The 25,536-nt window shown below is 71.8% G+C and carries 18 protein-coding genes; 6 read left to right on the forward strand and 12 right to left on the reverse strand.

All coding sequences use genetic code 11. The features are described from left to right. Nucleotides 1-111 precede the first annotated feature (111 nt). A complete protein-coding gene (locus tag ACIBK1_RS08025; protein WP_396733339.1) occupies nucleotides 112-3,396 on the reverse strand; it encodes an amidase family protein in 3,285 nt (1,094 codons plus the stop codon). A 445-nt stretch (nucleotides 3,397-3,841) separates the two neighbouring features. Further along, complete coding sequence (locus tag ACIBK1_RS08030) at nucleotides 3,842-4,885, reverse strand: LacI family DNA-binding transcriptional regulator (protein WP_030505034.1); 1,044 nt, start codon at nucleotides 4,883-4,885, stop codon at nucleotides 3,842-3,844. Between the two features lie 306 nt (nucleotides 4,886-5,191). Here ACIBK1_RS08030 and ACIBK1_RS08035 point away from each other — a divergent pair, with 306 nt between their 5' ends. Together ACIBK1_RS08035 and ACIBK1_RS08040 are read left to right on the forward strand one after the other, a co-directional pair. After that, a complete protein-coding gene (locus ACIBK1_RS08035) occupies nucleotides 5,192-7,549 on the forward strand; it encodes a beta-xylosidase/alpha-l-arabinosidase (protein ID WP_030505035.1) in 2,358 nt (785 codons plus the stop codon). 184 nt (nucleotides 7,550-7,733) lie between these two features. Continuing rightward, nucleotides 7,734-9,980: a glycoside hydrolase family 3 C-terminal domain-containing protein gene (locus ACIBK1_RS08040; RefSeq protein ID WP_396733344.1), complete on the forward strand. Its 2,247-nt coding sequence runs from the start codon at nucleotides 7,734-7,736 to the stop codon at nucleotides 9,978-9,980. A 72-nt stretch (nucleotides 9,981-10,052) separates the two neighbouring features. Here the strand turns inward: ACIBK1_RS08040 and ACIBK1_RS08045 are convergent, their stop codons facing one another. After that, nucleotides 10,053-10,400, reverse strand: a complete 348-nt coding sequence (locus tag ACIBK1_RS08045; RefSeq protein WP_396733346.1) for a pyridoxamine 5'-phosphate oxidase family protein — start codon at nucleotides 10,398-10,400, stop codon at nucleotides 10,053-10,055. A 72-nt stretch (nucleotides 10,401-10,472) separates the two neighbouring features. Beyond that, entirely contained in the window at nucleotides 10,473-11,066 is a 594-nt protein-coding gene (locus ACIBK1_RS08050) for a dihydrofolate reductase family protein (protein ID WP_396733349.1), read from the reverse strand. Between the two features lie 92 nt (nucleotides 11,067-11,158). On the opposite strand from ACIBK1_RS08050, the gene ACIBK1_RS08055 reads away from it, so the two are divergent. Next, nucleotides 11,159-11,611 carry a winged helix-turn-helix transcriptional regulator gene (locus tag ACIBK1_RS08055; RefSeq protein WP_030505039.1) on the forward strand — a complete coding sequence of 151 codons (453 nt, stop codon included), beginning with the start codon at nucleotides 11,159-11,161 and terminating at the stop codon, nucleotides 11,609-11,611. A 103-nt stretch (nucleotides 11,612-11,714) separates the two neighbouring features. Here ACIBK1_RS08055 and ACIBK1_RS08060 read toward each other — a convergent pair whose 3' ends face one another. The 5 genes from ACIBK1_RS08060 to ACIBK1_RS08080 all read right to left on the reverse strand — a co-directional run bounded on the left by ACIBK1_RS08060 (nucleotide 11,715) and on the right by ACIBK1_RS08080 (nucleotide 19,034). After that, complete coding sequence (locus tag ACIBK1_RS08060; RefSeq protein ID WP_396733352.1) at nucleotides 11,715-12,680, reverse strand: ABC transporter permease; 966 nt, start codon at nucleotides 12,678-12,680, stop codon at nucleotides 11,715-11,717. Continuing rightward, on the reverse strand, nucleotides 12,677-13,627 hold the full coding sequence (locus ACIBK1_RS08065) for an ABC transporter permease (RefSeq protein ID WP_030505041.1): 951 nt from the start codon (nucleotides 13,625-13,627) through the stop codon (nucleotides 12,677-12,679). Before ACIBK1_RS08065 ends, ACIBK1_RS08060 begins: the two co-directional genes overlap by 4 nt. Continuing rightward, nucleotides 13,620-15,149 (reverse strand): sugar ABC transporter ATP-binding protein, encoded by a 1,530-nt coding sequence (locus ACIBK1_RS08070; RefSeq protein WP_363535211.1) that lies wholly within the window; start codon nucleotides 15,147-15,149, stop codon nucleotides 13,620-13,622. The genes ACIBK1_RS08065 and ACIBK1_RS08070 overlap by 8 nt, the downstream gene beginning before the upstream one ends. A 116-nt stretch (nucleotides 15,150-15,265) precedes the next feature. Continuing rightward, nucleotides 15,266-16,336 (reverse strand): ABC transporter substrate-binding protein, encoded by a 1,071-nt coding sequence (locus ACIBK1_RS08075; protein WP_357320547.1) that lies wholly within the window; start codon nucleotides 16,334-16,336, stop codon nucleotides 15,266-15,268. A 148-nt stretch (nucleotides 16,337-16,484) separates the two neighbouring features. Next, nucleotides 16,485-19,034: a PA14 domain-containing protein gene (locus ACIBK1_RS08080; RefSeq protein WP_396733356.1), complete on the reverse strand. Its 2,550-nt coding sequence runs from the start codon at nucleotides 19,032-19,034 to the stop codon at nucleotides 16,485-16,487. 331 nt (nucleotides 19,035-19,365) lie between these two features. On the opposite strand from ACIBK1_RS08080, the gene ACIBK1_RS08085 reads away from it, so the two are divergent. From ACIBK1_RS08085 to ACIBK1_RS08095, 3 genes are all read left to right on the forward strand, one after another. Continuing rightward, nucleotides 19,366-20,166: a DeoR/GlpR family DNA-binding transcription regulator gene (locus ACIBK1_RS08085; RefSeq protein ID WP_231513666.1), complete on the forward strand. Its 801-nt coding sequence runs from the start codon at nucleotides 19,366-19,368 to the stop codon at nucleotides 20,164-20,166. A 66-nt stretch (nucleotides 20,167-20,232) separates the two neighbouring features. Next, complete coding sequence (locus ACIBK1_RS08090; protein WP_396733359.1) at nucleotides 20,233-21,726, forward strand: sugar ABC transporter ATP-binding protein; 1,494 nt, start codon at nucleotides 20,233-20,235, stop codon at nucleotides 21,724-21,726. Between the two features lie 151 nt (nucleotides 21,727-21,877). Beyond that, a complete protein-coding gene (locus ACIBK1_RS08095) occupies nucleotides 21,878-22,696 on the forward strand; it encodes an SAM-dependent methyltransferase (RefSeq protein ID WP_396733362.1) in 819 nt (272 codons plus the stop codon). A gap of 64 nt (nucleotides 22,697-22,760) precedes the next feature. Here the strand turns inward: ACIBK1_RS08095 and ACIBK1_RS08100 are convergent, their stop codons facing one another. The 3 genes from ACIBK1_RS08100 to ACIBK1_RS08110 all read right to left on the reverse strand — a co-directional run bounded on the left by ACIBK1_RS08100 (nucleotide 22,761) and on the right by ACIBK1_RS08110 (nucleotide 25,250). Beyond that, nucleotides 22,761-24,008, reverse strand: a complete 1,248-nt coding sequence (locus ACIBK1_RS08100) for an ROK family transcriptional regulator (protein ID WP_051761081.1) — start codon at nucleotides 24,006-24,008, stop codon at nucleotides 22,761-22,763. 123 nt (nucleotides 24,009-24,131) lie between these two features. After that, nucleotides 24,132-24,743, reverse strand: coding sequence for a hypothetical protein (locus ACIBK1_RS08105; RefSeq protein WP_396733365.1), 612 nt, complete (start codon nucleotides 24,741-24,743; stop codon nucleotides 24,132-24,134). A gap of 186 nt (nucleotides 24,744-24,929) precedes the next feature. Then, nucleotides 24,930-25,250 carry a hypothetical protein gene (locus ACIBK1_RS08110; RefSeq protein ID WP_156080677.1) on the reverse strand — a complete coding sequence of 107 codons (321 nt, stop codon included), beginning with the start codon at nucleotides 25,248-25,250 and terminating at the stop codon, nucleotides 24,930-24,932. Nucleotides 25,251-25,536 lie beyond the last annotated feature (286 nt).

Raw genomic sequence — 25,536 nt, forward strand, 5'->3', positions numbered from 1 at the left:
GGTCAAGGTCCGGCGACCGGTGCCCTCCAGGCGATCACGGGAAGGCCGAAGGCCCGCGCCGGGCGGCGCGGGCCTTCGGGACGGACCTCAAGGACCTTCGAATCGGAGCGGTCAGCGGCGCGGGCCGGGCCGCAGGAGGCGGTCACCCGGGTTGCACAGCTCTCCCGTGAAGAACGTGCTGCCGGGCACGCACCGCCACATGCTCGGGTTGGTGTCGCTGGGCGCGAGCCGGACGGCGGTCGCCTGCTCCAGGGCGTAGCCGTCGGCGAGCAGGGTCGCCTCGCTGAAGGCCGTGCCGACGAGCACGACGCCGATCGGGTTGCGGCCCGCCGAGCTGTTGGTGGCGCCGTACCCCGCGGGCAGGGTCAGCACCGGGTAGCCCGCGCGGTCGGCGTGACCGACGAGCGCGTTGCCGGACGGCACCAGCACCGCGTCGAAGTCGTCCGACGGGTCGCCGGGGGTCCCGTTGGCGAGGATGCCGTCGATCAGCGCGCGGGCGGACGCCTGCCCCGCCTGCAGATCGGAGGTGTACGCCGCGCCGGTGGCCGGGTCCGACAGGTCCACGGCCTGCGCGTCGATCAGCTGACCCTGCTGGTACTTCAGCCCCTCGACCGGGTTGGCGACGTTGTAGTCGATGACGTCCTGCAGGGACCTCGCCCCGGGCCCGCGCCCGGCGCCGGACAGGTAGGCGTTCAGGTCGCGCTTGAACTCCCGGCTCACGACGCTCGCCGGGTCGGGGCTCGGGGTGCCGACGGTCACCGTGGTCGTCGTGGCCCCGAGCGACTGCAGGGCGCTCACCACCGCCGGGTACGGCCCGGACGTGCTCGATATGACGGCGATCCGCTCGCCCTGCAGGGCGGTCTTCGACAGGCCCGCCGTGTAGTCCTTCACGGGCGCGTCCTTCGTCGCCGGGTCGGCCGGATCGGCCCCGGCCATCGCCGTCAGCGCCGCCGCCGCGTCGTACACGGTACGGGTGATCGGCCCGGGGGCGTCCTGCGACTTGGCGACCGGCAGCGTGCCGGTGCGGCTGACCAGCCCGACGGTCGGCTTCAGCCCGACGACGCCGGCCGCGTCGGCGGGGGCCACGAGCTGGGCGGAGTCGGGCGAGGTCTCCATGCCGACGGTGAACGCCGCCAGCCCGGAGGCCGTCGCCGCCGCCGATCCCGCGGACGACCCGGCCGGAGTCTTGTCGGTGTCCGACGGAAGCAGCACCTGACCGGCGAGGGAGGAGTACCCCTCCGGCAGGTTCGCGTCGAACACACCGTTCAACTCGGTGATGTTCGTCTTGCCGAGGATGATCGCCCCGGCGGCCTTGAGCTTGGCGACCACCGTGGAGTCCTTCGCCGGCCGCAGGTCCTGCAGGGCGATCGAGCCGCCCGTCGTCGGCAGCGAGTCCACGTCGAACCCGTCGTTGACCAGCACGGGAAGGCCTGCCAGCGGCCCGAGCGGGTCACGCTTGCCCTTCTTGTCCTTGGCCGCCTTCTCCCGCTCCTTGTCGGCCCTGCGGGCCTCCTTGATCGCATCGGTGTTGATGGAACGTACCGCCTGGATGGCCGGGCCCTCGGCGTTGGTGAGCGCGATCCGGTAGAGGTACGCCTTGACCAGGGCCTCCGAGGTGAGCGTGCCCGCGGCGAGCCGCGCGGACAGGCTCTGCGCCGACTCGGTCTCCAGCGAGAACGGCAGCGGCGCCGGCGCGCCGCCGAGCATCTTCATGATCGTGTCGTAGGCGGGGTTGCAGTGCCCGCGCGAGGCGTACGGCTCCGCCGGGACGGTGGGCGCGCACCGGTACATGCTGGGGTTCACGTTGCCGGCCGTCTGGCGCAGCTTCGTGGCCTGCTCGATGACGTAGCCGACGCCGATCAGGTTGTACTCGTCGTACGCGTTGCCGTGGATCTGCACGTTGACCGCACGGCGGGTGGTGGCGTTGTACCCCATCGGGATCGTCATCGACGGGAACCCGGCCTGCGGCCCGTTCGGCACGCTGCCGAGGATCGCGATCACGGGGTCGGCGGGCTGGGAGGGGTCGGAGCCGGGGTAGGTCATCATGTCGTCGATGGCCTTGTGCCAGGCCGCCTTGCGTACGGGCAGGTTCTCCCGGTAGGCGGTCTCGTTGGCCCCGCCGGGGGTGACGTCGGCGTTCAGCGCGCTGAGGTGGCTGCTGTTGCCGTACTTCAGGGCCTGGTGGGCGTTGGCCTGGTTGTCGGCCACCTCTTCGGCCAGCGACTTGATCGGCGCCTGCGAGCCGAGGCGCTTGTAGTACTCGTCGATGGTCTTGTGCTGCTCGTACCCGCTGGGCAGGCTGGGGATCGCCGGGATCGACACGGTCGGCCGCGGCACCATGATCGCGCCGGCGGCGACCAGCGCGTCGTACGCGATCTTGAGCGGGCTGCCCTCGGTGAGCGTGCCGTTGTAGCCGATCTTCTTGCCCTTGACGAAGCCGAGGTCCAGGGCCTTCATGTAGTCCGGCACCTGGGCGGGCGGGGTGGGGATGACACCGGTCTTCAGGTAGTCGTCGCCGAAGACGGCGCGGTATTCGGCGTCGCTGTCCGGGTCGGGCCCGGCGATCGACTGGAGGGTCATCGCGGCGTCCGACACACTGCGGGCCATCGGCCCCGCGGTGTCCTGCGAGGCGCTGATCGGCGCGATGCCGTACCCGGGGACGAGCCCGACGGTCGGCCGCAGCCCGACGAGGCTCTGCGTGCTCGACGGGCTGATGATCGAGCCGGAGGTCTCGGTGCCGATGCCCAGCGTGGACATCGCGGCAGCCATCGCCGCGCCCGTGCCGGAGGAGGAGCCGCTGGGGTTCTGGTCGGCGTCGATGCCGTTGATGACCTGCCCGGTGAGGTTCGCGAACCCGGACGGCTGGTTGCCGAAGCTGTTGGCGAACTCCGACAGGCCGACCTTGCCGAGGACGACCACCCCGTGCTCGCGCAGCTTCTTGGTGATGCCCGCGTCGGTCGCCGGGAACGAGTTACGCAGCGAGTAGTTGCCGGCCGAGGTGTACATGCCCGTGACGTCGATGAGGTCCTTCAGCAGGATCGGCAGCCCGTGCGCGGGCCCGAGGACATGCCCCTTCGCCCGTTGCCTGTCGGCCTCGGCGGCCTCCTTGAGGGCGTCCGCGTTGAGTTGTGTGACGGCGTTCAGGCCCGGTCCGCGCTTGTTCAGCGCGTCGATCCGGTCGATGTACATCTGGGTGAGCTCGACAGAGGTGAGCCGACCCTGCTCCATCATGGCCTCGGCCTGCGCGCCGGTGAGCGTCTCCAGATCGAGTACGGGTGGCCGGTGGCCCTTCGCGGGCTCTTCAGGCGGTGCTTTGGCGGACGCCGGCGCCGCCGTGAGCGGGATGAGGAGGGAAAGAGTGAGGAGAGAACAGAGGACGGGACGAGCCTTGCGCACGAGGTGCTCCTTGGGGAACCCGGTGATGCGCGAGACGTTATAAATGATCAGTTACGGCTGGATGTCCGAAACGTTCCCACCCTGAAACAGGGATCATCCCGACAAAGTTCGCTGCGGCGCCAATAGGGTGGCGCAGAGCGGCGCAAGGCCCTGATCGTAGGGCGGCCGGGCAACGAAAGCAGGTGCTTCTCGATGCACGCTCAGCCATGGTGACGTGGGGTGGCACCGAAATTTTCGGATGAATGTCGAATATTTCTGCGCGGCGGAGCATGCGTCCGGCGAGGAGGCGCAGGTCAACCGGCGCCACTCCGTCCGATCGCACCGGCCTCGCCACGGCCGGACCCGCTTTCCGCGTTCCGGTCCGCCGTACGCTTCCCACGACTCCGGTGCGGAGAGCGTCACAGGATCGGCCGGGCTCCGAAATTTTTTCCCGAGATCCGGAAATTCAGGCCACGAGCGGAGCGGTGCTGCCGCGTACGACGAGGCCGGTGGTGAGTTCCACGCGGTCCTGCGCGGGGGACTCCCCGCGAGCGATGGCGACCACCATGGCCGTGGCGGCGGCGGCCATCTCCGTCAGGGGCTGGCGGACCGTGGTCAGCGCGGGGATGAGCCACTGCGCCATCGGCAGGTCGTCGAAGCCGACCACGCTCAGCTCGTCGGGGATGCGCAGCCCCATCTCGTGGGCCGCCTGGTACACGCCCATGGCCTGCGCGTCGTTGAAGGCGAACACGGCGGTCGGGGGCCGGGGCAGCGCGAGCAGGGAGCGGGCGTGCGCAAGGCCGTCCTCCGCGCTGAAGTCGCCCTGCCGGACGAGCTCCGGATCCGTCGGCACGCCCGCGGCGTCCATGGCGGCGCGGAACCCGTCGAGCCGCGCGCGGCTGGACAGGGCGTGGGCGGGACCGGTGATGAGCGCGATGCGCCGATGTCCCAGTTCCAGCAGGTGGCGCGCGGCCGACAGGCCGCCGCTCCAGTTGCCCGCGCCCACCGAGGGCAGCTCGTGCCCGGGGTCGCCCGTGGGATCGACCAGCACCACGGGGATGTCCCGGGTCCTGAACTGCTCGTGCTGGGCCCGGGTGAGGCCGGAGAAGACCACGATCACGCCGTAGGGACGGCGGCCGATCACCCCCTCGATCCAGCCCCTGGCCGGAGGGTGGTGGTCGGGCAGCTCGGAGACGACCACCGCGAGGCCGTGCTCGCGCGCCACCTGCTCGACGCCCTTGATGACCTCCATCGCGTACCCGCCCTCCAGCTCGTGGAAGACCAGTTCGATGAGCGGAGCCGCGGTGGGGCGCTTCTTCTGCCGGCGGTAGCCGTGCTCGCGGATCAGGTCCTCGACCAGGGCGCGGGTCTCGGGGGCGACCTCGGACCTGCCGTTGACGACTTTGGAGACGGTCGCGGGCGACACCCCCGCCAGCTCGGCGATCTGGGCGATGGTCAGCGGCCGGGAGGGGGTTCGTTCCGGCGGTGTCGGCTCCCTGGTCGTCGTCATGGCCGCAGTTTAGCCCGAACTTTCGGACACCAAGCCGAATGTTTCGGATGTCTCACCGCTCGATCCTTGACGGCCTCGAGCGCACCGGCCTAGAGTCCCCATAAACTATCGGTCCTGATTCGGAAACTTTCGGACCGCAGTTCAGACGACAGTCCGGATGAGCAGGGGGCGCTCGATGCGGTTGCTCGCGTACCGCCGCCTGCCGCCGCCGCCGCGCGGGGACGGCCGGGCCGATCGCCACCTGAACCCCGTACGGCGTCTTCCGGGGTCGAGCCCCACGCGATGGATCGACAAGCAAGGGATGTCATGACATTCGTAGACGCGCCAGGGCTCGCGCCCTGGCGGGACGGCGACCGGCCTCTCGACGAGCGCGTTGAGGCGCTGCTGGCCGAGATGACGCTGGAGGAGAAGGTCGCCCAGCTCGGATCGGTGTGGGCCGACATCTCGCCCGCCGGCTCGGAGGCGGCGGGCGGCAACGTCGCGCCACTGCAGGACCTGTTCATGAAGGACGGCGCCGATCTCGCCGACCGGATGCGCGACGGGGTCGGCCATCTGACCCGCGTGTACGGCACCGCGCCGGTGAGCCCCGCGGAGGGGGCGGCGGGGCTGCGCAAGCTGCAGGAGCAGGTGGTCGCGGCCAACCGGTTCGGCATCCCCGCCATCGCGCACGAGGAGTGCCTGACCGGGTTCGCCACCTACGGCGCGACCGCCTACCCCACTCCTCTGGCCTGGGCCGCGACCTTCGACCCCGGGCTGGTGGAGCGGATGGCGCGGGCCATCGGCGACGACCTGCGCGCCGTCGGCGTCCACCAGGGCCTGTCTCCGGTTCTCGACGTGGTCCGCGACTACCGCTGGGGCCGGGTCGAGGAGACGCTCGGCGAGGACCCCTACCTGGTGGGGCAGATCGGCGCGGCCTACGTGCGCGGCCTGGAGAACGCCGGGATCGTCGCGACGCTCAAGCACTTCGCCGGATACGCCGCCTCCCGGGCGGGCCGCAACCACGCCCCGGTCAGCATCGGCCCCCGCGAGATGGCCGACGTCATCCTCCCGCCGTTCGAGACCGCCATCCGCGAGGGCGGCGCCCGCTCGATCATGAACTCCTACACCGACATCGACGGCGTACCCGTCGGCGCCAACGCCGCCCTGCTGCGCGGGGTGCTGCGCGACCAGTGGGGATTCGACGGCACGGTCGTGGCCGACTACTGGGCGGTGCCGTTCCTGGCCATGAACCACAACGTCGCCGCCGACGAGGCGCACGCCGGCGTTGTCGCGCTGCGCGCGGGCATCGACGTCGAGCTGCCCGACACGGTCGGCTACGGCACCCGCCTGGTCGAGCAGGTGCGGGCCGGCCACGTGGAGGAGGCGCTGGTCGACGAGGCCGCGCGCCGGGTGCTTCGGCAGAAGATCGAGCTCGGCCTGCTCGACGACGGCCCCCTCGTGCCCGAGGACGCCGGCGAGGCCGACCTGGACAGCCCCCGCAACCGCGACCTGGCCCGCGCGGTGGCCGAACGCTCCGTCGTGCTGCTGAGCAACCCCACCGGCGTGCTGCCGCTGGCCTCCGGCACGACCGCCCGCATCGCCGTCATCGGCCCGTGCGCCGACGACCCGCAGACCCTGCTCGGCTGCTACGCCTTCCCCAACCACGTCCTCGACCGCTTCCCCGACCACGGCATGGGCCTGCCCATCTCGCCCGTCCTGGACCTCCTGCGGACCGAGTTCCCCGACTCCGGCCTGCAGTTCGCCCGGGGCACCGACGTGTCGGGCGACGACACCTCGGGCATCGCCGAGGCCGCCGCCCTGGCCGGGCGGTCCGACCTCGCCCTGCTGTTCGTCGGCGACCGGGCCGGGCTGTTCGGCAACGGCACCTCCGGCGAGGGCTGCGACGCCGCCCACCTCGCCCTGCCCGGGGTCCAGCCGGAGCTGGTCGAGGCGGTCCTGGCCACCGGCACGCCGACCGTGCTGGTCGTCGTGTCCGGCCGGCCGTACGCGATCGGCGCCTACGCCGGCCGTGCCGCCGCCGCGCTCCAGGCGTTCCTGCCGGGCGTGGAGGGAGGAACGGCGATCGCGGGGGTGCTCAGCGGCCGGGTCGAGCCCTCGGGCCGCCTGCCCGTCCAGATTCCCGGCTCCCCCTTCGTCAACCCCTCCACGTATCTGCAGCCGCCTCTGGGACTGCGCACCGACGGGATCTCCGTGTCCGACCCGACCCCGGCCTTCCCCTTCGGCCACGGGCTGTCGTACACGACCGTCACCTACGACGCGCTGACGACCTCGACGGAGCGGTGCCCCACGGACGGCACGGTCGAGGCGCGGGTCAGCGTCACCAACACCGGCTCCAGGACGGCGGAGGAGGTCGTGCAGCTCTACGCCTCCGACCCGCTGGCCCAGGTGGCCCGGCCCGTCGCGCAGCTCGTCGGCTTCGCCCGGGTGCCGCTCGCGCCGGGACAGACCCGCGACGTGGTCTTCGAGATCCCCACCGACGCCTTCTCCTACACCGACCCCGGCCTGCGCAGGATCGTCGAACCTGGCGTCATCGCGCTCACCGCCGGCCCGTCCGCCGCCGACCGCCCGCTGCGGTCCGAGATCCTGCTGACCGGTGACACCGTCGTGCTCGGCCGGGCCCGGCGGCTCACCACCCACGCGCGGGTGCCGGAACCGGCCTCCTGAGCGTGACACGCGTGCGGCGGGCGGCCGGGCCGCCCGCCGCGACGCCGTCGCGCCGTCGCGCTCGGCGGCCCCCGCGTCCACCTGCCGGGGGAAGGATCGGCGCACCGCCGCCGCTCCTGTCCGCCGCTGCTCCCTTCCGGGGCAGGAACCTCTGTGAACTCTCCCCGTGAAAGGAGCCGCACCGATGGCCCGGACCGACCTCGACGCGCTCACGCTGAACGCGCTCACCCTGGAGCAGAAGGCCTCGCTGCTGTCGGGCCGGGATTTCTGGACTACCAAACCGCTCGATGAGGCCGGGATTCCGTCCATCACGCTGTGCGACGGGCCGCACGGCGTACGCCGCGAGGCCGGCGGCTCCGACCACCTCGGCCTGAACGAGAGCATTCCCGCCACCTGCTTCCCGCCCGCGGCCGCGGTCGGGTCGAGCTGGGACCCCGAAGTGGCCGCCCGGATCGGCGCCGCGGTCGGCCGGGAGGGCCGGGCCCTCGGCGTGGCGGTCGTGCTCGGCCCCGGCGTGAACATCAAGCGCTCGCCGCTGTGCGGGCGCAACTTCGAGTACTACTCGGAAGATCCCCTGCTCTCGGGCGTGCTGGCGGCGGCGCACGTCGCCGCGCTGCAGGCCGAGGGACCCGGCGCGTCGGTCAAGCACTTCGCGGCCAACAACCAGGAGACCGACCGCATGCGGGTCAGCGCCGACGTGGACGAGCGCACGCTGCGTGAGATCTACTTCCCCGCGTTCGAGCGGGTGGTCACCCAGGCGCGGCCCGCCACGGTGATGTGCTCCTACAACCGCGTCAACGGCGTCCACGCCTCGCAGAACCGGTGGCTGCTCACCGACGTCCTGCGCCGCGAGTGGGGCTTCAGCGGCGTGGTCGTCTCCGACTGGGGCGCGGTCCAGGACCGGGTTGCCGCGCTGGCCGCGGGCCTGGACCTCGAGATGCCCGGGACCGGCGGCGCGAGCGACCGGCGCATCGTGGACGCCGTCCGCGCGGGCGACCTCGACGAGGCCGTGGTGAACGCGAGCATGCGCCGCGTCGTCGCCCTCACCGAGCGCCACAGCGGCGTCTCCGGCGCGTTCGACGCCGACGCCCATCACGCGCTCGCCCGCGAGCTCGCCGCAGAATGCGCCGTGCTGCTCAAGAACGAGGACGGCACTCTCCCCCTCTCGGCGGAGGCCCGCATCGCCGTGATCGGCGAGTTCGCCGCCAGGCCCCGGTTCCAGGGCGGCGGCAGTTCCCACATCAACGCCACCCGGGTCGACGCGGCGCTCGACGCGATCCGCGCCCTCGCCCCGGACGTCGCCTACGCCCAGGGGTTCTCTCTGGACGGATCGGGCGACGCACGGGAGCTTCGCGAGGCGGCGGCCGAGGCCGCGGCGTCCGCCGACGTCGCGGTCGTCTTCGCCGGCCTGGGCGAGCGGGAGGAGTCGGAGGGCTTCGACCGGGACACGATCGATCTGCCCGCCGTCCAGGTCGAGCTGATCCGCGCCGTCGCCGCCGCGGCCCGCCGTACGGTGGTCGTCCTGTCCAACGGCGGCGTCGTCTCCCTGGAGGGCTGGCACGACGACGTGGACGCCGTGCTGGAGGGCTGGCTGCTCGGCCAGGCGGGCGGCTCCGCCGTCGCCGACCTTCTCTTCGGCGCCGTGAACCCCTCAGGGCGCCTCGCCGAGAGCATCCCGATGCGGCTGAAGGACACCCCGAGCTACCTCAACTTCCCCGGCGAGGCCGGGCACGTGCGCTATGGCGAGGGCGTCATGGTCGGCTACCGCTACTACGAGACGGTCGAGCTGCCCGTGCGCTACCCCTTCGGCCACGGCCTGAGCTACACGACGTTCGCGGTCGAGGGCCTCACCGTCACCCGTACGGGCGACGACAGGGCGGCCGTCACGGTGAGGGTGACCAACACCGGCGAGCGGGCGGGCAAGCACGTGGTGCAGGTCTACGTGTCCACCGCCGCCGGCCCCGTACGGCGGCCCACGCGGGAGCTGCGGGCCTTCACGAAGGTCTCCCTCGCCCCCGGCGAGTCGCGCACGGTCACCCTCCGGCTCGACCGGCGGGCGTTCGCGTACTACGACGTCCAGCTCGGCCGGTGGGTCGTCGCGCCGGGCGACTACACGATCCAGATCGGCGAGAACGCCTCGTCCGTCGTGGCCGAGACGACGATCGGCCTCGGCGGCGACTCCGTCGTCCCCGTGGTGTCGCTCGACTCGACGCTCGGCGAGTGGCTCTCCCATCCGCTCGCCGGGCCTGCTCTCCTGCGCGTCCTCACCGGCGGGAAGAGCAAGCGGCCCGAGGAGGACGACGAGAACGGGCTGCGGATGGCCTCGTCGATGCCGATGGGACGGTTCCTGACCTTCGCCGGCATCGACATCCCCCACGCGACCCTGCGGGAACTGGTGGCACTGGGCGGGTCGGACGGCGCGGCGGCCTGAGCCACCGGGCGTCGGCGGGGAACGGGGAAGCGGCCGGTCAGCCGATGCCGACGGTCTGCCGCTCGGGCTCGATCACGACCACGACGCGCTCCTGCCCCCGAGGGTAGGGCGCACCGGTGTACTTCGTGGCCACCCGGTCGACGATCTCCCACGCCGCGTCCCCTCGAGCCATTCGACGGCCCTGCCCCGGACGACGACGGGCTCGAACGGGTTGTCCGCGGGCGCGACGGACAGCGCCATGCGGGGGTCGCGGCGGAGGTTGCGCGCCTTACGCGTGCCCGGGCCGGTGAACAAGACGATCCGGTCGCCCTGGGTGCCGACGTAGACGGGAGCGGTGTGGGGCGAGCCGTCCGGGAGGACGGTGGCGAGATGCGCGATCGAAGCGCCGTCGAGCACGCGGCGCACGTCGGGGTCGAGCATGGGTGCACTCCTTCGGGGGTTGTTTTCGGCGCGCCACACGACGTGGCCGGCGACGAGCGGTGATGACGAGGGTCAGCGGGCCACTTCGTAGTGGAGGTGGGTCACGCCGGGCGCCGGGACGGCCTCCACCAGACAGAGACGCACGTGCTTCGGGAGCTCCTGGAGGAAGCGGCGCCCGGAGCCCAGCAGAACGGGCACCTGGTGGAGGATCACCTCGTCGACCAGGTCCGCTTCCAGCGCGGCCGTCAGCACGCCGCCGCCCATGAGCGCGACGTCCCTGCCCCCGGCCGCCTCGCGTGCCGCCGCGATCGCGTCCTCGATGCCGGTGGTGACCAGGGTCTGCCTCTCGCTGATCTCGGGCGCCGCCCAACGGCTGAGGACGAACAGCCGGGCCGCCGGGTGCGGGCTGCCGCCGCCGAAGCGGTCGGAGTCCTCGTAGGTGTTGCGCCCTGCCACGAGCGCACCGACGCGCCCGGCGAGGGTGTCGAAGATCCGGGCGCTGGGCCCGCTGAGCTTGAACCCGTCGAACACGCCGCTGGGCGTGTCGCCGTCGAAGTACCAGTCGAACAGCATCGGCGCGTCGCCCAGCCCGCGTCCGGCGCCCGGGTCGCGTCCGGTGATGTACCCGTCGACCGACACCGCGTGGGCGCTGAAGACCTTGCTCATCTCGCCGACTCCCTTTTCGAGTTCCTTGAAGAGACTCCATGACCGTAACAGCCAAAGTTCCTTAAGGGAACCCCAATTGCTAGACTGGGTTCATGCAACGCACGAAGTTCGGGGAGATGGCCTGTTCCATCGCGCGCACCCTCGACGTGATCGGAGAGCCGTGGTCGCCGCTGATCCTGCGTGATGTGTGGGTAGGCATGACTCGGTTCGACCAGCTCCAGGCCGACCTCGGGATCTCGCGCAAGGTGCTGACCGAGCGGCTCGCCCACCTCGTCGACCAGGGCGTGCTCGAGCGCCGCCCCTACGACCGGCGGCCGCGCTACGAGTACCACCTGACCGCCAAGGGCGCCGAGCTGGTCGACCTGCTCATGGTCATGGCCGGCTGGGGGGACCGCTGGCTCGCGGGCGAGGCCGGGCCGCCGGTGCTCTACCGCCACCACGCGTGCGGTGAGATCAGCCATGCCGAGCTGCGCTGCGCCCACTGCGGCGAGCCGATGCACGGCGGTGACGTCGATCCGCTGCCGGGCCCGGGCGCGGCCGCCTGACCGAGGCGGTTCCCACCGAGCAGGTCGTCACCCGGCCGCTCGCGCCCGGCGCGGATGTGACCGGCGAAGCAAGCGGCGAACCCGGCCTGCCCCCGGCGGCCGGTCAGCCGAGCCGTTGGGCCCTGCCGAGCAGCCGCTGGGCCACCACGACCAGGGCGAGGAACAGGCCACTGACCACCTGCTGGAAGGCCGACGTCAGGTTGCCCACCTGGTTGATCAGGCTCTGGATCACCCCGAGCAGCAGCACACCGGCGATGGTGCCGGTGATGCCGCCCCCTCCCCCGGTAAGCAGCGTGCCGCCGATCACCACCGCGGCGATCACGTCGAGTTCCAGGCCGATGCCGAGGATCGTGACGCCGGAGGAGAGCCGGGCCGCGTTCAGCACCCCGGCAAGGCCCGCGAGCAGGCCCGACATCAGGTAGACGTAGACCTTCGTCCGCGCCACCGGCACGCCCATCAGCGCGGCCCCCGGCTCGTTGCCCCCGACCGCGTAGACGTTCTGGCCGAAGGCGGTCCGCTGGAGCAGGACCATGGCGACCACCGCCAGGAGCGCCGTTATGTACACCGGCCAGGTAAGGCCGAAGAGACCGCCCTGCCCGAGCCGCGCGAACGCGGAGTCCTTCACCAGGTAGGTGGTGGCGCCCTCGTCGGAGATCGCCAGCATCAGCCCGCGCACGCCCAGCAGCCCGGCCAAGGTGACGATGAACGGCGCCATGCCCGTCCTCGCGATGAGCAGCCCCTGGAGGAGCCCGACCAGACCGCACGCGGCGAGCGGCAGCGCCAGTGCGACGAACAGCCCATACTGCGAGCCGTACGCCGCGAGGACCCCGCCGAACACGAACAGCGACCCCACCGACAGGTCGATGCCGCCACTGATGATCACGAAGGTCATGCCGATCGCGATGATCGCGGTGAAGGAGGAGGAGACGAGGACACTGGCGGCGTTGCCCGCGGTGGCGAAGGAGTCGAAGGCGACGCTGCCGACGATGACCAGCGCCGCCAGCACCATCAGCGCGCCGTGCTGCTGGAGGACGCGGCTCACCTGCTCGCGTCCGGGCGATCCGGTCATCGGGTTCCTCGCTCCCTGGTGGCGTAAACGGCGGCCAGGATGATGACCGCCTGCACGATCTGCGTCCACGACTGCGGCAGGTTGTGCTTGATGAGGGTGGCCGACAGCAGCTGCATGAGCAGCGCGCCCATGACCGTGCTGAGCACCCGGATCCGTCCGCCGCTCAGCGGCGTGCCGCCCACCACCACCGCCGTGATGGCCGACAGCTCGATGAACAGGCCGAGCGAGGTCGGATCGCTCGCCTGCAGCCGCGCGGTCGCGAGCACCCCGGCCAGCGCGGCCAGCACCCCGGAGATCACGTAGACCAGCAGCAGCACCCGGCGGACGGGCAGCCCGGACAGCTCGCTGGCCGCGCGGTTGCCGCCGATCGCGACCACCTGCCTGCCGAACGTCGTCCTGCGGACCAGGAACGCCGTCAGCAGCGTCAGCACGGCCGCGATGACCACGATGACCGGCACGCCGGACAGCGAGCTGCTGCCGAGCGCGATCAGGTCGGGGTTGCGGAACTCGACGAGCTGCGGCACGAGCACGTTGGCCAGGCCCCGGACGCCGACCAGCAGCGCGAGCGTGGCCACGATCGGCTGCACGCCCACGTAGGCGACCAGCGCGCCGCCCGCCGTCCCGGCCACCGCGCCGCCGGCGAGGGCGACCAGCAACGCTGGCCACGCGCCGTACCCCAGGTAGAGCGCGACGAGCGCGGCGGCCAGCGACATGACCGAGCCGACCGACAGGTCGATGCCCTGGGTGCCGATGACCAGCGCCATGCCGAGCGACACGATCACGATCGGGGCGACCTGCACGAGCTGCGTGCGGAAGTTCGCCACGTCGAGGAAGTGGGGGGTGAACAGCACGTTGAACAGCAGCAGGACGCCGACCGCGGCGTAGACGCCGTACTCCTGCGCCCAGGCGAGCACCCGCCGTCCGGGCGGTGCGACCGCTTCAGCCATCGGACTCCGCTCCTCGTTCGGCGATGGACGCCATGATCGTGTCCTCCGTGACGTCGTCGCCGGACAGCTCGCCGACGACGGCGCCCTCGCGCAGCACCAGGATCCGGTCGGCGCCCTCCACCAGTTCCTCCAGGTCAGACGAGATCAGTAACACGCCCAGGCCCTCTTCGGCCAGCTCGTCCACGAGGGCCTGCACTTCGGCCTTCGCGCCGACGTCGATGCCGCGAGTGGGCTCGTCCAGCAGGAGGATCTTCGGCCGGATGGCGAGCCACCGCGCGAGCAGGACCTTCTGCTGGTTGCCGCCGGACAGCTCCTGCACCGGCTGGTGCGGCGAGGCCGCCTTGATCCTGAGCCGGCGCATGAACACCTCGACGACCTTGTCGATCTTGGCGTCGGAGACGACGCCGGCCCGCGACAGCGACGGCAGGGCCGCGAGCGCGATGTTCTCCCTGACCGACAGCGCCGGGATGATGCCTTCGGCCTTGCGGTCCTCGGGCAGCAGGCCGACCCCGGCCCTGATCGCCGCCGTGGTCGAGCCGGTGCGCAGCGGCAGGCCGGCCACGACCACCCGGCCCGCGTCCAGCCGAAGCGCGCCGACGATCCCCTTGGCCGTCTCGCTGCGGCCCGCTCCCAGCAGCCCGCCGAGGCCGACGACCTCCCCCGGCCACACCGAGACGTCAACCCCGCGCAGGACCTGCCGCCGGGTCAGTCCCTCGGCCCGTACGGCGGGTTGGGCGCCGTCCCGTTCACGGGCATGGCGGCGGTCGCGGGAGAACCGGGTCAGGCCGCCGGTCCTGACCTCGTCGAGGTCGCGGCCGAGCATCAGGGCGATGAGCTTCAGCCGTTCGAGCCCGGCGAGCGGGCCCGTGTGCGCGACCCTGCCGTCACGCAGCACCGTCACCCGGTCGCACACCTCGTACAGCTCGTCGAGCCGGTGGCTGACGTACACGACGGCGATGCCGTCGTCCCTCAGCTTCCTGATCACCGAGAACAGCGTCTCGACCTCGCGCGGCTCCAGGGACGAGGTGGGCTCGTCCATGATGACCACGCGGGCGTCGATCGCCACGGCCCTGGCCAGGGCGACCATCTGCTGGACGCCCATTCCGAAGGTGCGCAGCGGGCGGCGTACGTCGGTGACGACGCCGTATCCGGCGAGGATCCGCTCCGCCTCGCCGTACATCCTGGCGGTGTCGATGACGCCCAGGCGTCCGCGCGGCTCGCGCCCCAGCATCAGGTTGCGGGCCACGCTCATCATCGGGACGAGGTTGACCTCCTGGTAGATGGTCGAGATCCCGGCGCGCTGCGCGTCGAGCGGCGTCCCGAAGGCCACCGGCGAACCGTTGTAGATCAGATCACCGCCGTCCGGGCGGTGGACGCCGGTGAAGACCTTGATCAGCGTGGACTTGCCCGCGCCGTTCTCTCCCACGAGGGCGTGCACCTCGCCGGGGAGGAGGGCGAGGGACACGCCGTCGAGGGCCACCACGCCGGGAAAGCGCTTGCTGATCCGCCTGGCCTCGAGCACCGGTGCAGCGGACTGGCTCAATGAGTTCCCTTCCTCGGACGGGCCTGCGCGCGCCCGCGCGCGCAGGCCCGGGACGCACGCGGGCTTTCGCGGCGTCCGTTACGGGCTGTGGCAGGTCAGTAGGCCTCGCCGAGGGACGCCTCGGCGTTGGATCCGTCGTATTCGCGGTCGGAGATGATGACCTTGTCCGGGATCGGCTCGCCGTCGAGGAACTTCCGCGCGGTCTCGAAGGCGAGCGGCCCGAACCTGGGGTTGGACTCGACGACCGCGTGCAGCCAGCCGTCGGCGATGGCCTGGACGGCGCTGCGGGTGCCGTCGACCGAGACGATCTTTATGGCGCCCGGGTCCTTGCCCGCACCCTTCAGCGCGGTCACCGCGCCCAGCGCCATCTCGTCGTTCTCGGCGTAGATGCCGTTGATGTCCGGGTTGGACTGGATGAGCTGTTCGGTGACCTGCTGACCCTTCTCCCGGGCGAACTCACCGGTCTGCTCGAAGGAGATCTGGATGTCGGGCGCCTTCTCCTTGATCCGGTCCTTGAAGCCGTTGGTGCGCTCGGTGGTGACGTTGTTGCCGGGGGCGCCGAGCAGGATCGCCACCTTGCCCTTGCCGCTCAGCGCGTTGATCATCTGGTCGGCGGCCCGCTTGCCCTGCTCGTAGAAGTCGGAGCCGATGAACGTCAGGTAGTCGCTGCACGGCTTGGCGTTGATCTTGCGATCGACCGTGATGATCGGGATCTTCTTGGCGGCGGCCTGCTGGAGCACCGGTTCCCAGCCGTCGGAGTTCAGCGGCGCGATGACGAGCAGCTTCACGCCCTGGGCGATGAGCTGCTGCACGTCGGTGATCTGCTTGGAGAACTGCGACTGCGCGTTGGTGACCTTGAGGGCGGCGATGCCGAGCTTGGCCGCCTCGTCCTTGATGGACTTGGTCTCCGCGATGCGGAACGGGTTGGCTTCCTTCTCCGACTGGGAGAAGCCGACCGTTGCGGTCTTCAGGTCGAACTTCGTGCCGCCGAACTGGTCGAGCGTGCAGGTCGGGCCGGCCGAGCCCGCCGGGGTCTGCACCACCTGCTGCTGCGCGGACGCCGCCTCGCCGGGGCCCGCCGTGGCCTGGGTCTCCGACTTGGCGCAGCCGGCCGCGCCGAGCAGCACGGCGAGGGCGACGAGGGCCGTGCGGGGATGTGCCTTCATGATGGTCCTTCTTGCGGTCGGGGGTCCCGCGGCGGGTCCTGCGGTCCGGAGGGTGACACGCCGTGGGGGGTGGGGGTGGCGGCCCGGACGTGTCGTCCGGGCCGCCGTGGCGGCCGGGCCGGGGTCATCGGGCCCAGGCCGGAGGGAATCAGGCGCAGGAAGGGAGGATCTCCGCGGTGAGCGCCGTGTTGGCGTCGTGGACGCGCTTGACGTCCGGCTTGGTCACGGCTCTGTCGTAGGTCATCAGGCCGTTGATCTCGGTCTCCACGTCGGTCGTCTGGGTGTAGACGGCCGCGCTCAGGCCGTTGCAGGCGTGCAGCCTGCGCAGGGCGTCGTCCATCTCCAGGAAGCGCTTGGTCAGCGCCTCGGAGTCGGCCTCGACCGCGTAGCCCCAGCCGCCGCCGGTCCAGGTGTGGCCGACCACCGGCAGGGCGAGCCCGCCGTACTCGCCGAGCACCGACGCCCGGAAGAAGCCCGGCTGGCCGGGGCTGCCGGGCCCGGGATAGATGTGGTAATCCATCACGTCGCCGTTGCCGCCGTCCTGGGAGCCGCAGCAGTTGATGCCGCTCATGTTGTCCACGAGCCGGGAGGGGTCGAGGCTCTCCACGTAGTCGGCGATCCTGGAGACGTCGTACTGGCCCCAGCTCTCGTTGAACGGCACCCACATCACGATCGACGGGCTGCTGCGGTGCTGGTCCACCATCTCCCGCAGCTCGCTCTCGAACTGCTGCTTGTCGGCCGCGCTCGGCGAGCCGTTCGTCGACGGCATGTCCTGCCAGACGAGCAGGCCCAGCTTGTCGGCGTACGCGTACCAGCGGTCGGACTCGACCTTCATGTGCTTGCGCACCATGTTGAAGCCGAGTGCCTTGGTCTGCTCCAGGTCGTAGCGCAGGGCCTCGTCGGTGGGCGCGGTGTAGATGCCGTCCGGCCAGTAGCCCTGGTCGAGCGGGCCGAACTGGAAGACCGGCGCGCCGTTGAGCAGGACCCGGGTCGTGCCGTTCACCCGGCCGACCGAGATCGAGCGCATGCCGAAGTAGCTCTCCACCCTGTCGCCGCCCTTGAGCTCGACCGTGAGGCCGTACAGGTAGGGGTCGTCGGGCGTCCAGAGGTGCGGGTCCGGGATCGGCACGGCCAGTTCCTTGCCGGCGGGGCCGCTGACCTTGCCGATGACGCGTTCGCCGGCGCGGGCGGTGACGACGGCGGTGGCGTCGCCGCTCGCTCTGACCTTCACCCGCAGGGACTGGCCGAGCACCTCGGGGATCGTGTCCACGGCCTCGATGTGGGTCCTGCCGACGGGCTCCATCCAGACCGTCTGCCAGATGCCGGAGGCCGGGGTGTACCAGATGCCGCCCGGGGTCAGGGTCTGCTTGCCCTTCGGCTGGCCGCCGGCGCCGGTCGCGTCGCTCACGCCCACGACCAGCTCCTGCCGGCCCTTCCCGGTCAGCGCGTCGGTCACGTCGACGGTGAACCTGTCGTAACCGCCCTTGTGCGTGCCGACCTGCTTGCCGTTCACGTAGACGACCGACTCGTAGTCCACGGCGTCGAGGTGGAGCAGAACGCGGTCCTTCTTCCAGGGGGCCGGCACCTCGAAGGTGCGGCGATACCACATGCGGTCCTCGTGGCGGCCGATGCCGGACAGGCTCGATTCCACCGGGTAGGGCACGACGATCCGCTCGGCGAGGTCGCGGCCGAAGGGCGGCGCCTCACCCTCCTCGGCGGCGGCGAACTGCCAGGTGCCGTTGAGGTTCTGCCAGCGGTCGCGGACGAGCTGCGGGCGGGGGTATTCGGGCAGCGGGTGGTTCCCGTCCACCTTGTCGGACCAGCGGGTCTTCAGCACATAGGTGGACGCGTTGGTCACCGGGACCCACGTGAACGGCTCGATCGCGCTGCCGTCCGCCTCGGTGAGGCCGCCCTTGCCGTCGTAGGAGGCCCGGATGTCGGCGGCGAGGCGCGGGATCGGGAAGGCGAGCTTCAGCTTGATCTTGCTGGTGCCGTCGAGGGCGGCCGACTGGATCGTCCACTTCGTGCCGGCGACCGTCAGGCCGAAGTGCTCGGCGGCGCCGGCGGCCAGCGCCGCGAGCGCGGTGTCGCCGAAGTCGAGGGTGGCGGTGTCCCCCGCCGCGTCGAGGGCGGCGCTGTCAGGCCCCGGCGGGTCGAAGCCCTCGGGCAGGTAGAACGCCTCCGCGGGCACGGCCTGCTTGGGCTGGCTGGCGCTCTGCCAGCGCAGGTGGAGGTTGGCGCCGCCGTAGTGCTCGAAGTACTCGACCTTGACGTCGTACTTCCGGCCCGCCTCCAGGGTGATCGGGGCGCCGGTCTGCTCCTTGTCCCAGTCGTCCACCCAGTGGTCGATGACGAGGGTGTCGTCCACCCAGAGCCGGAAGCCGTTGTCTCCGGTGATCGAGAAGGTGTACGCCTCGGAGTACGCGGGCTGGATGCGGCCCGTCCACCGCACGGTGACGTCGTCCTCCCGCCCGGTCAGCGAGGTGAAGACCGGGTTGAGGTCGGGCAGCTCGAGATCCGGATCGATCACGGTGGCCTTGAGCTGGGCGAAGTCGAACTTGCCGGCCGCCGAGGACAGGTAGTAGTCGCCGCGCAGGCCGTGGCGCTCGGCGCCTGCGGCGGTCGCGGGCCCCTGCCCCGCGACCTGCCAGACGGCGCCGAGAACGACGGCCAGCAGTAAGAGGATGGGCTTTCTCACAGGGATCCTTTCCTGCGGGCAGGGGCGGGCGGACGCGCCGTACGGCGTGGCCGCGTCCGGCCGGCGACACTGTGCGCTCCGCACGGCGCGCCGGTGACCACCTGCCATGACGTGGGGGGAGGGTCGAGATCGGAGCCGCGGACGCTGGGAACGCGTTCCGAGCGGGACCGATCAGATTCGGACAGGATCGAGTCGGCTATCGCCCTCAAATAAGCACTGCGGAGGACAAGCGGTCAAGGGATCGGATCAAATTCGTTCATTTCCGGTCAGCCCTGCGGCCCTTTGGCTGGTCGACTATGATCGGATCCGGTCACAGCGGAGGGTGGGGGCCGTGGTCGACACGGACAGCGACGGGCGCCGGCCCGTGTTCGCGGCCGAGCGCCGCCAGCGCATTCTGGAGTTGGTGCGGGCCAACGGGGCCGTCTCGCTGCGCGAGCTCGCCCAGGCGGTGCAGTCGTCGGAGGTCACCGTGCGCCGCGACCTGCGCGCGCTGGAGTCGGAGGGCCTGCTCAACCGGCACCACGGCGGCGCCACCCTGCCCGGCGACCTGAACAGGGAGGCCAGCTACGTCCAGAAGGCGACGCTCTCCTCGGCGGAGAAGTCGGCCATCGCGGACCTGGCCGCGTCGCTGGTGGAGGACGGGGACGCGATCGTCGTCGGCCCCGGGACCACCACGCAGGAGTTCGCCCGCAGGCTGAGCAGGCACACCGAGCTGGCCGTGGTGACCAACTCGCTGCTGGTCGCCCAGGCCCTCGCCGGCTTCCCGCGCATCGAGGTGATGCTGACGGGCGGCACGCTGCGCGGGCCGATCCTCGCCCTCGTCGGCAGCGCGGCCGAGCGGTCCCTCGCCGGGCTGCGCGTGCGCCGGGCCTTCATCTCCGGCAACGGGCTCACCGCCGACCGCGGCCTGTCGACCCCGAACATGCAGGTCGCCTGCGTCGACCAGGCACTGGCCGCAGCCGCGGAGGAGGTGGTCGTGCTGGCCGACCACACCAAGATCGGCATCGACGCGATGGTGCAGACCGTGTCGGCCGAGCAGATCGACCACCTGGTCACCGACGACGCCGCGCCGCGCGACGTGCTCGACGAGCTGGGAGGCAAGGGCGTCCGCCTGCACGTTGCTCAGATTTGATCGAACGTGACGGCCTCGTTACGGGTTTGTTTCCTACCAGGCTCACCATTCGAGGCGGAGGCAACCGTGCTGCAGGCCGCAGGTATTTGCAAGAGCTTTCAAGGCGCGCCCGCGCTCGACCACGTCACCCTGGCCCTGCGGGCCGGGGAGGTCCACGCGCTCGTCGGCGGCAACGGCGCGGGCAAGTCCACTCTGGTCAAGGTGCTTTCCGGGGTGTGCAGGCCGGACGCCGGCCGGCTGCGCCTCCTCGGAGAGGAGATCGCCCTCTCCTCCCCCGCCGAGGCGGCCCGGCTCGGGATCGCCACGATCCACCAGGACGCCGGGCTCGTCCCCACGATGAGCATCGCCGCCAACCTGTTCCTCGGCCGGGAGCCGCGCGGGCGCTTCGGCCTGATCGACTTCGCGGCCATGCACGCGCGGGCCGCCGAGCTGCTGTCCTCCTACGGCCTGCGCGCCGACCCGCGCCGGCCGCTCGGCTCGCTCGGCGACGGCGCGCGTCAGCTCGTGGCCCTCGCCCGGGCCGCGTCCGCGGACGCGCGGCTGGTCGTGATGGACGAGCCCGCCTCCGCTTTGGAGCGTGACGAGCTGGACGTCCTGTTCGGCGCGATCTCCCGGCTCCGCGACGAGGGCCGGGCGGTGCTGTACGTCACCCACCGGCTGGACGAGCTCTACGAGATCTGCGACCGGGTGACCGTGCTGCGTGAGGGGCGGGTGGTGCACACCGGACCGCTCGCCGGCCTCGACCGCCGCAGGCTGGTCTCGCTCCTGCTCGGCCGGCCCTTCCACGCCGAGGGGGTGGACACCGCCGCCGGCGAGCCCGCAGGCCCGCCCGCGGACGAGCCCCTGCTCCAAGCCCGGGGGCTGACCCGCCGCCACGTGCTCCGCGACGTCTCCCTGGCCCTGCGTACGGGGGAGGTGGTCGGCCTCGGCGGCCTGCGGGGCGCGGGGCGCAGCGAGACCGCGAAGGCGATCGCAGGCGCGCTGCGGGTGGACGCCGGCCAGGTGACGATCGCGGGCGCGCCCGCGGGGAAATGGTCGATCAGGAACGCGATCCGCGCCGGCGTCGGGCTCGTGCCGGAGAACCGCCGGGTCGAGGGCATCGTGCCGGCCCTGTCGGTCCGCGACAACATCGCGCTGGCCGCGCTCCCCCGCCTGTCGCGGGCGGGGATCGTCTCCGACGCGCACCTGGACCGGATCGTCGCCACGTTCATGCGGCGGCTGGGCATCCAGGCCGTCTCGCCCCGGCAGGCGGCCGGGGAGCTGTCCGGGGGCAACCAGCAGAAGGTGCTGCTGGCCCGCTGGCTCGCGATGCACCCGAAGGTGCTGCTGCTCGACGAGCCCAGCCGGGGTGTCGACATCGCGACCAAACTGGCCATGCGGTCGCTCCTCGACGACCTGGCGGTGGACGGGCTGGCGATCCTGCTGATCTCTTCTGACGTGTCGGAGCTGGTGGAGAACTGCGACAGCGTGGTGGTCCTGCGTGACGGCGCGGTCGTGGGCGAGCTGTCCGGGCCCGAGGTCAGCGAGGACCGCATCATGGGCGCCCTCGCCGCCGGCTGAACCCCCGCCGCCGACCAGGTGTCCGCCGCGGGCGCGCGTGGGGACATCCGACATTGCTGATTGTCGGATCGGATGGTCAAAAACGGCACTCGTGTCTCTAGGATGGACGTCGTTCCAAGCCGCGCAGCGACCGAGCAGTGGAGGGCACAGCGTGCACGAGGAGCAGGCCCCCGCGTGGGTGGTGGACCCCGGCACGCCGAGCGTCGCCCGGATGTACGACTACTACCTGGGCGGCAAGGACAACTTCGCGGCCGACCACCAGGCCGCCGAGAAGATCATCTCCATCCTGCCCAACGCCCGCGATGTCGCCCGGGCCAACCGCGCCTTCCTCATACGGGCCGTACGGCACCTGGCGCGCTCGGGCATCCGGCAGTTCCTCGACATCGGCACCGGGCTGCCGACGCAGGAGAACGTCCACCAGGTGGCGCAGGCCGAGGCGCCGGAGTCCCGGGTCGTCTACGTCGACAACGACCCGATCGTGCTCGCCCACGCACGCGCCCTGCTCGCCGACAACCCCCGGTCGATCGTGATCCACGGGGACATGCGGAACCCGGAGTCGGTCCTCGGCCACCCCGGCGTCCTGACCCACCTCGACTTCACCCGGCCGGTTGCCTTGATCATGCTGGCCGTCCTCCACTTCGTGACCGACGACGCGGAGGCGGCGCGGCTCGTCGGCGCGTTCCGCGAGCCGCTCGCCCCGGGCAGCCATCTCGTGGTCTCCCACATCACCCGGGGCGACCTGGACGAGGACGCGGTCAGGCGGGGCCGGGACGTCTACACCGGGACCACCGCGGGCGGCATCGTGCCGCGCACCGCGGCCCAGGTCCGCGGCTTCCTCGACGGCCTCCACATGCTGGAGCCCGGCGTCGTGCCGCTCCACCTGTGGCGGCCCGAGACCGTGGAGCCCGCGTGGAACGGCAAGCCGGGAGGCGACATCATCGGCGGGGTCGGCCTCGTACCCGGTGCCTGACCTGCGTCGACTTCCGTTCGTGAGCGCAACGACCGCGGCGTGAACCCCGTGCGGCGCCGCGCGATCAGAGCGCCAGCGCGCGCTTCCGGGGCGCCGAGCGGTGCGCCGTACGGCGCCGCATCTCCGCGAGCACCTCAAGTGGGCTGGCCAGGAGCCTGGAGAAGGCCAGCTCCGCCGCACCGACCAGCGTGACGTCGTCGCCGAGCGCCGACACCCGCAGCCGCACCTGCTCGCGGGAGATGACCATGGCGTTCGCCTCCACCCTGCGGCCGACCTGTGCCGCCGAGCCCGGGTACACGTCCCGCAGCATCCCCCCGAAGATCACTATGCCGGGGTTGAAGAGGTTGATCAGGTTGGCCACGCCGATGCCCAGCCAGTCGCCGATCCGGTGCAGCGCCTCCTCGGCCGCGGCGTCCCCCCGTCCGGCGGCCTCCACCACGGCGCGCACGCCCTCGCGGCCACTCAGCTCGCCCGAACGGCCCGCGGCCTCGATCAGGGCGTGCTCGCCGACCTCCGCCTCCAGGCAGCCGCGCGAGCCGCACATGCAGGGCCGCCCGTCGTACGGGTTCACCATCATGTGCCCGAGCTCGCACCCGTAGCCGCCGTCGCCGCCGAGCAGCCTGCCGCCGACGATGATGCCGCCGCCCACGCCGACGTCGCCGTGCAGGTAGATCAGGTTGTCGAAGCCGCGGCCGACGCCGCGGTCGCGCTCGGCCAGCGCGCCCAGGTGGGCCTCGTTGCCGACGAGCACCGGCAGGTTCAGCCGGGAGCCGAGCTCGACGCCGAACGCCTGGTCCACCCACCCGACGTACGGCCCGTATCGCACCGTCCCGTCGTCGGGCCGGATCATGCCACAGTAGGCCGCGCCGACTCCGACGCACACCGAGCCCGGCCGGGCGCCCCGCCGCAGCTCGCGGCCGAAGCCCGCGAGCACGCCGACGACGTCCTCCAGGTCCGCGCCCGCGCGGTGCCTGACGGCCTCCCGGCGGTCGAGGATCTCGCCGCCCAGTCCCACGCGGGCCGCGACCAGGCGGTCGACCCGGACGTCGAAGGCCAGCACGTGCGCCCGGTCGCGCTCCGGGCGGACCACCAGCGACGGCCGGCCCGCCCTGCCGGTGTCTCCGGGAAGTTCCTCGCCGACCAGGCCGGCCGCGGACAGTTCGGCGGTCAGCGCCATGATCGTGCTGCGGTTCAGGCCCATCCGGTCGGCCAGTTCGGAACGGGAGAGGGCCCCGCCCAGGTGCACGTGCCGCAGCAGATCGCCCAGGTTGCGCCGGCGCATCTCCTCTTGGGACCGACCGGCTTTCGACATGGTGCGCAGATCCTGACGACTCGGAGGGGTTCCTCGTTGGCGGGCCGTGGACAGGAGGACAGGGCCGTGACCCCGTCCTCGTCTTGAGGTTACCAACGGAGTCGTCTGCGGCGGAGTCCCCGTCTACCGGCGCCCCCGCTCGCCCTGGTCCTCCGATCCTGCGCGCCCCCGGCTCAGTGCCGCCTGCGGGCTGATCCTCCGCCGGTCCGCGGTGGCCGCCGCATGCCGGGACGCCGCTCCCGCACGGGTCGCCGCACCTCCCCGGCTCGCCGCTGCCGCACGGGTCGCCGTACGTCCACGGCTCGCCGCCTCACGTGTCGCCGCTCTCGTCGTGGGCGGCGCCTGCGAGGCCGGGGCCGGGGGCGGCGCGGGTGAGGCCCCCGCGTAGGGCGTGCCGAGCGCCTGCGCGATGTCGCACGCCCGGTTGCCCCTGCACATCGCGTTCTGGATGCCGGTCCCGCCGTTCGCGAGGTTGATCGTGATCTGCTGCGTACCGCGGTTGGTCGTCGAACTCGAGGCGGTGAGCGCGGGCGGGGCCGCGTCCCCCTCGGTGTCCCTCTCGGTCCGCGTGGGCCGGAGCCCGGACTCCTGGTGGCCTGGCGTCTCCCGTCCGGGGGTGCGCGTGGCCTCGGCGGCAGGGCCCGCGGCGGTGAGCGCCGCCACGACCGACGCACAGGCGAGGAGACCACGACCGATCTTCCTCATGGCCGTCCCGCCGTACCGCTGACACTTCATCGCGCGCTCCCGCCAGTCACCGCCGCAACGCTCCGGGCGGCCCCCTTTTCACCCGGGCGTTGTCAGGCTAGTGACGCGGTGGATTCCCGCGCCCGGCCCGCGCGGCGGCTTACGGCATCATTGCCATATCAGTCAGCGCTGCCCCCGTATTCGGGGAATCGACGACCGACGCGTATCCGAACGCGATCACCAGCCATTGGAATTGATGGGCATGTTCTGCCAGATCTTGCACTTCCTCGGGCCGGGACCGCAGAAGGCGCCCTGGGTGCTGATGCGCCCGCCGTTCGTGATGCCGGTCTGCTGCTGGCCGATCATGAAGGTCGGGGCGAACACGCCGTTGAGATTCTGGTTGAACTTGCCGTTGCCCGACTTGAGCTGCCGCGCCGTGGCCGTCCCGCCCGCCGCCACCTGGCCCCCGCCGTCCCCGTGACCGGTTGGCCTCATGGGAGTGCGGCGCGAGGACTGTGCGAACGCGCTCGCCCCCTGGACCGCGACGCTCCACGCCATCGCGGCCACGAGAGTGGCCAGCGTCAGGCGACGGGCCGTCAGAGCCCGAGATGGTCGGGAGCGGGACGTGCAGCGGCGAGACATCGTGGAACGCACCTACCTACCAAGGCCATGCGGCAATGGGCTTTCGTCGCGGACATAAGCAACGTCGACCTCATACCCCGCGTCATGGCCTCGGCCCCGCCGATGCCAAGCGCGGCATGGATGATGACGCATTTTTTGTCGCTATGCCGTCCGAGCGGACATCACACGCCCAGGCCCTCAAATACCCCTCTTCACATAAGCC

The sequence above is a fragment of the Microbispora rosea genome (assembly GCF_044460045.1).
GTDB classification, from domain to species: Bacteria; Actinomycetota; Actinomycetes; order Streptosporangiales; family Streptosporangiaceae; genus Microbispora; species Microbispora rosea.

Excerpts from the sequence above, each read along its gene's own strand:
- ACIBK1_RS08110 (WP_156080677.1), bottom strand. The coding sequence starts at position 25,250 with ATGGCGTGGAGCGTCGCGGTCCAGGGGGCGAGCGCGTTCGCACAGTCC.
- ACIBK1_RS08100 (WP_051761081.1), bottom strand. The coding sequence starts at position 24,008 with ATGTCGAAAGCCGGTCGGTCCCAAGAGGAGATGCGCCGGCGCAACCTG.
- ACIBK1_RS08030 (WP_030505034.1), bottom strand. The coding sequence starts at position 4,885 with ATGACGACGACCAGGGAGCCGACACCGCCGGAACGAACCCCCTCCCGG.
- ACIBK1_RS08060 (WP_396733352.1), bottom strand. The coding sequence starts at position 12,680 with ATGACCGGATCGCCCGGACGCGAGCAGGTGAGCCGCGTCCTCCAGCAG.
- ACIBK1_RS08035 (WP_030505035.1), top strand. The coding sequence starts at position 5,192 with ATGACATTCGTAGACGCGCCAGGGCTCGCGCCCTGGCGGGACGGCGAC.
- ACIBK1_RS08065 (WP_030505041.1), bottom strand. The coding sequence starts at position 13,627 with ATGGCTGAAGCGGTCGCACCGCCCGGACGGCGGGTGCTCGCCTGGGCG.
- ACIBK1_RS08045 (WP_396733346.1), bottom strand. The coding sequence starts at position 10,400 with ATGCTCGACCCCGACGTGCGCCGCGTGCTCGACGGCGCTTCGATCGCG.
- ACIBK1_RS08055 (WP_030505039.1), top strand. The coding sequence starts at position 11,159 with ATGCAACGCACGAAGTTCGGGGAGATGGCCTGTTCCATCGCGCGCACC.
- ACIBK1_RS08075 (WP_357320547.1), bottom strand. The coding sequence starts at position 16,336 with ATGAAGGCACATCCCCGCACGGCCCTCGTCGCCCTCGCCGTGCTGCTC.
- ACIBK1_RS08040 (WP_396733344.1), top strand. The coding sequence starts at position 7,734 with ATGGCCCGGACCGACCTCGACGCGCTCACGCTGAACGCGCTCACCCTG.
- ACIBK1_RS08050 (WP_396733349.1), bottom strand. The coding sequence starts at position 11,066 with ATGAGCAAGGTCTTCAGCGCCCACGCGGTGTCGGTCGACGGGTACATC.
- ACIBK1_RS08105 (WP_396733365.1), bottom strand. The coding sequence starts at position 24,743 with ATGAAGTGTCAGCGGTACGGCGGGACGGCCATGAGGAAGATCGGTCGT.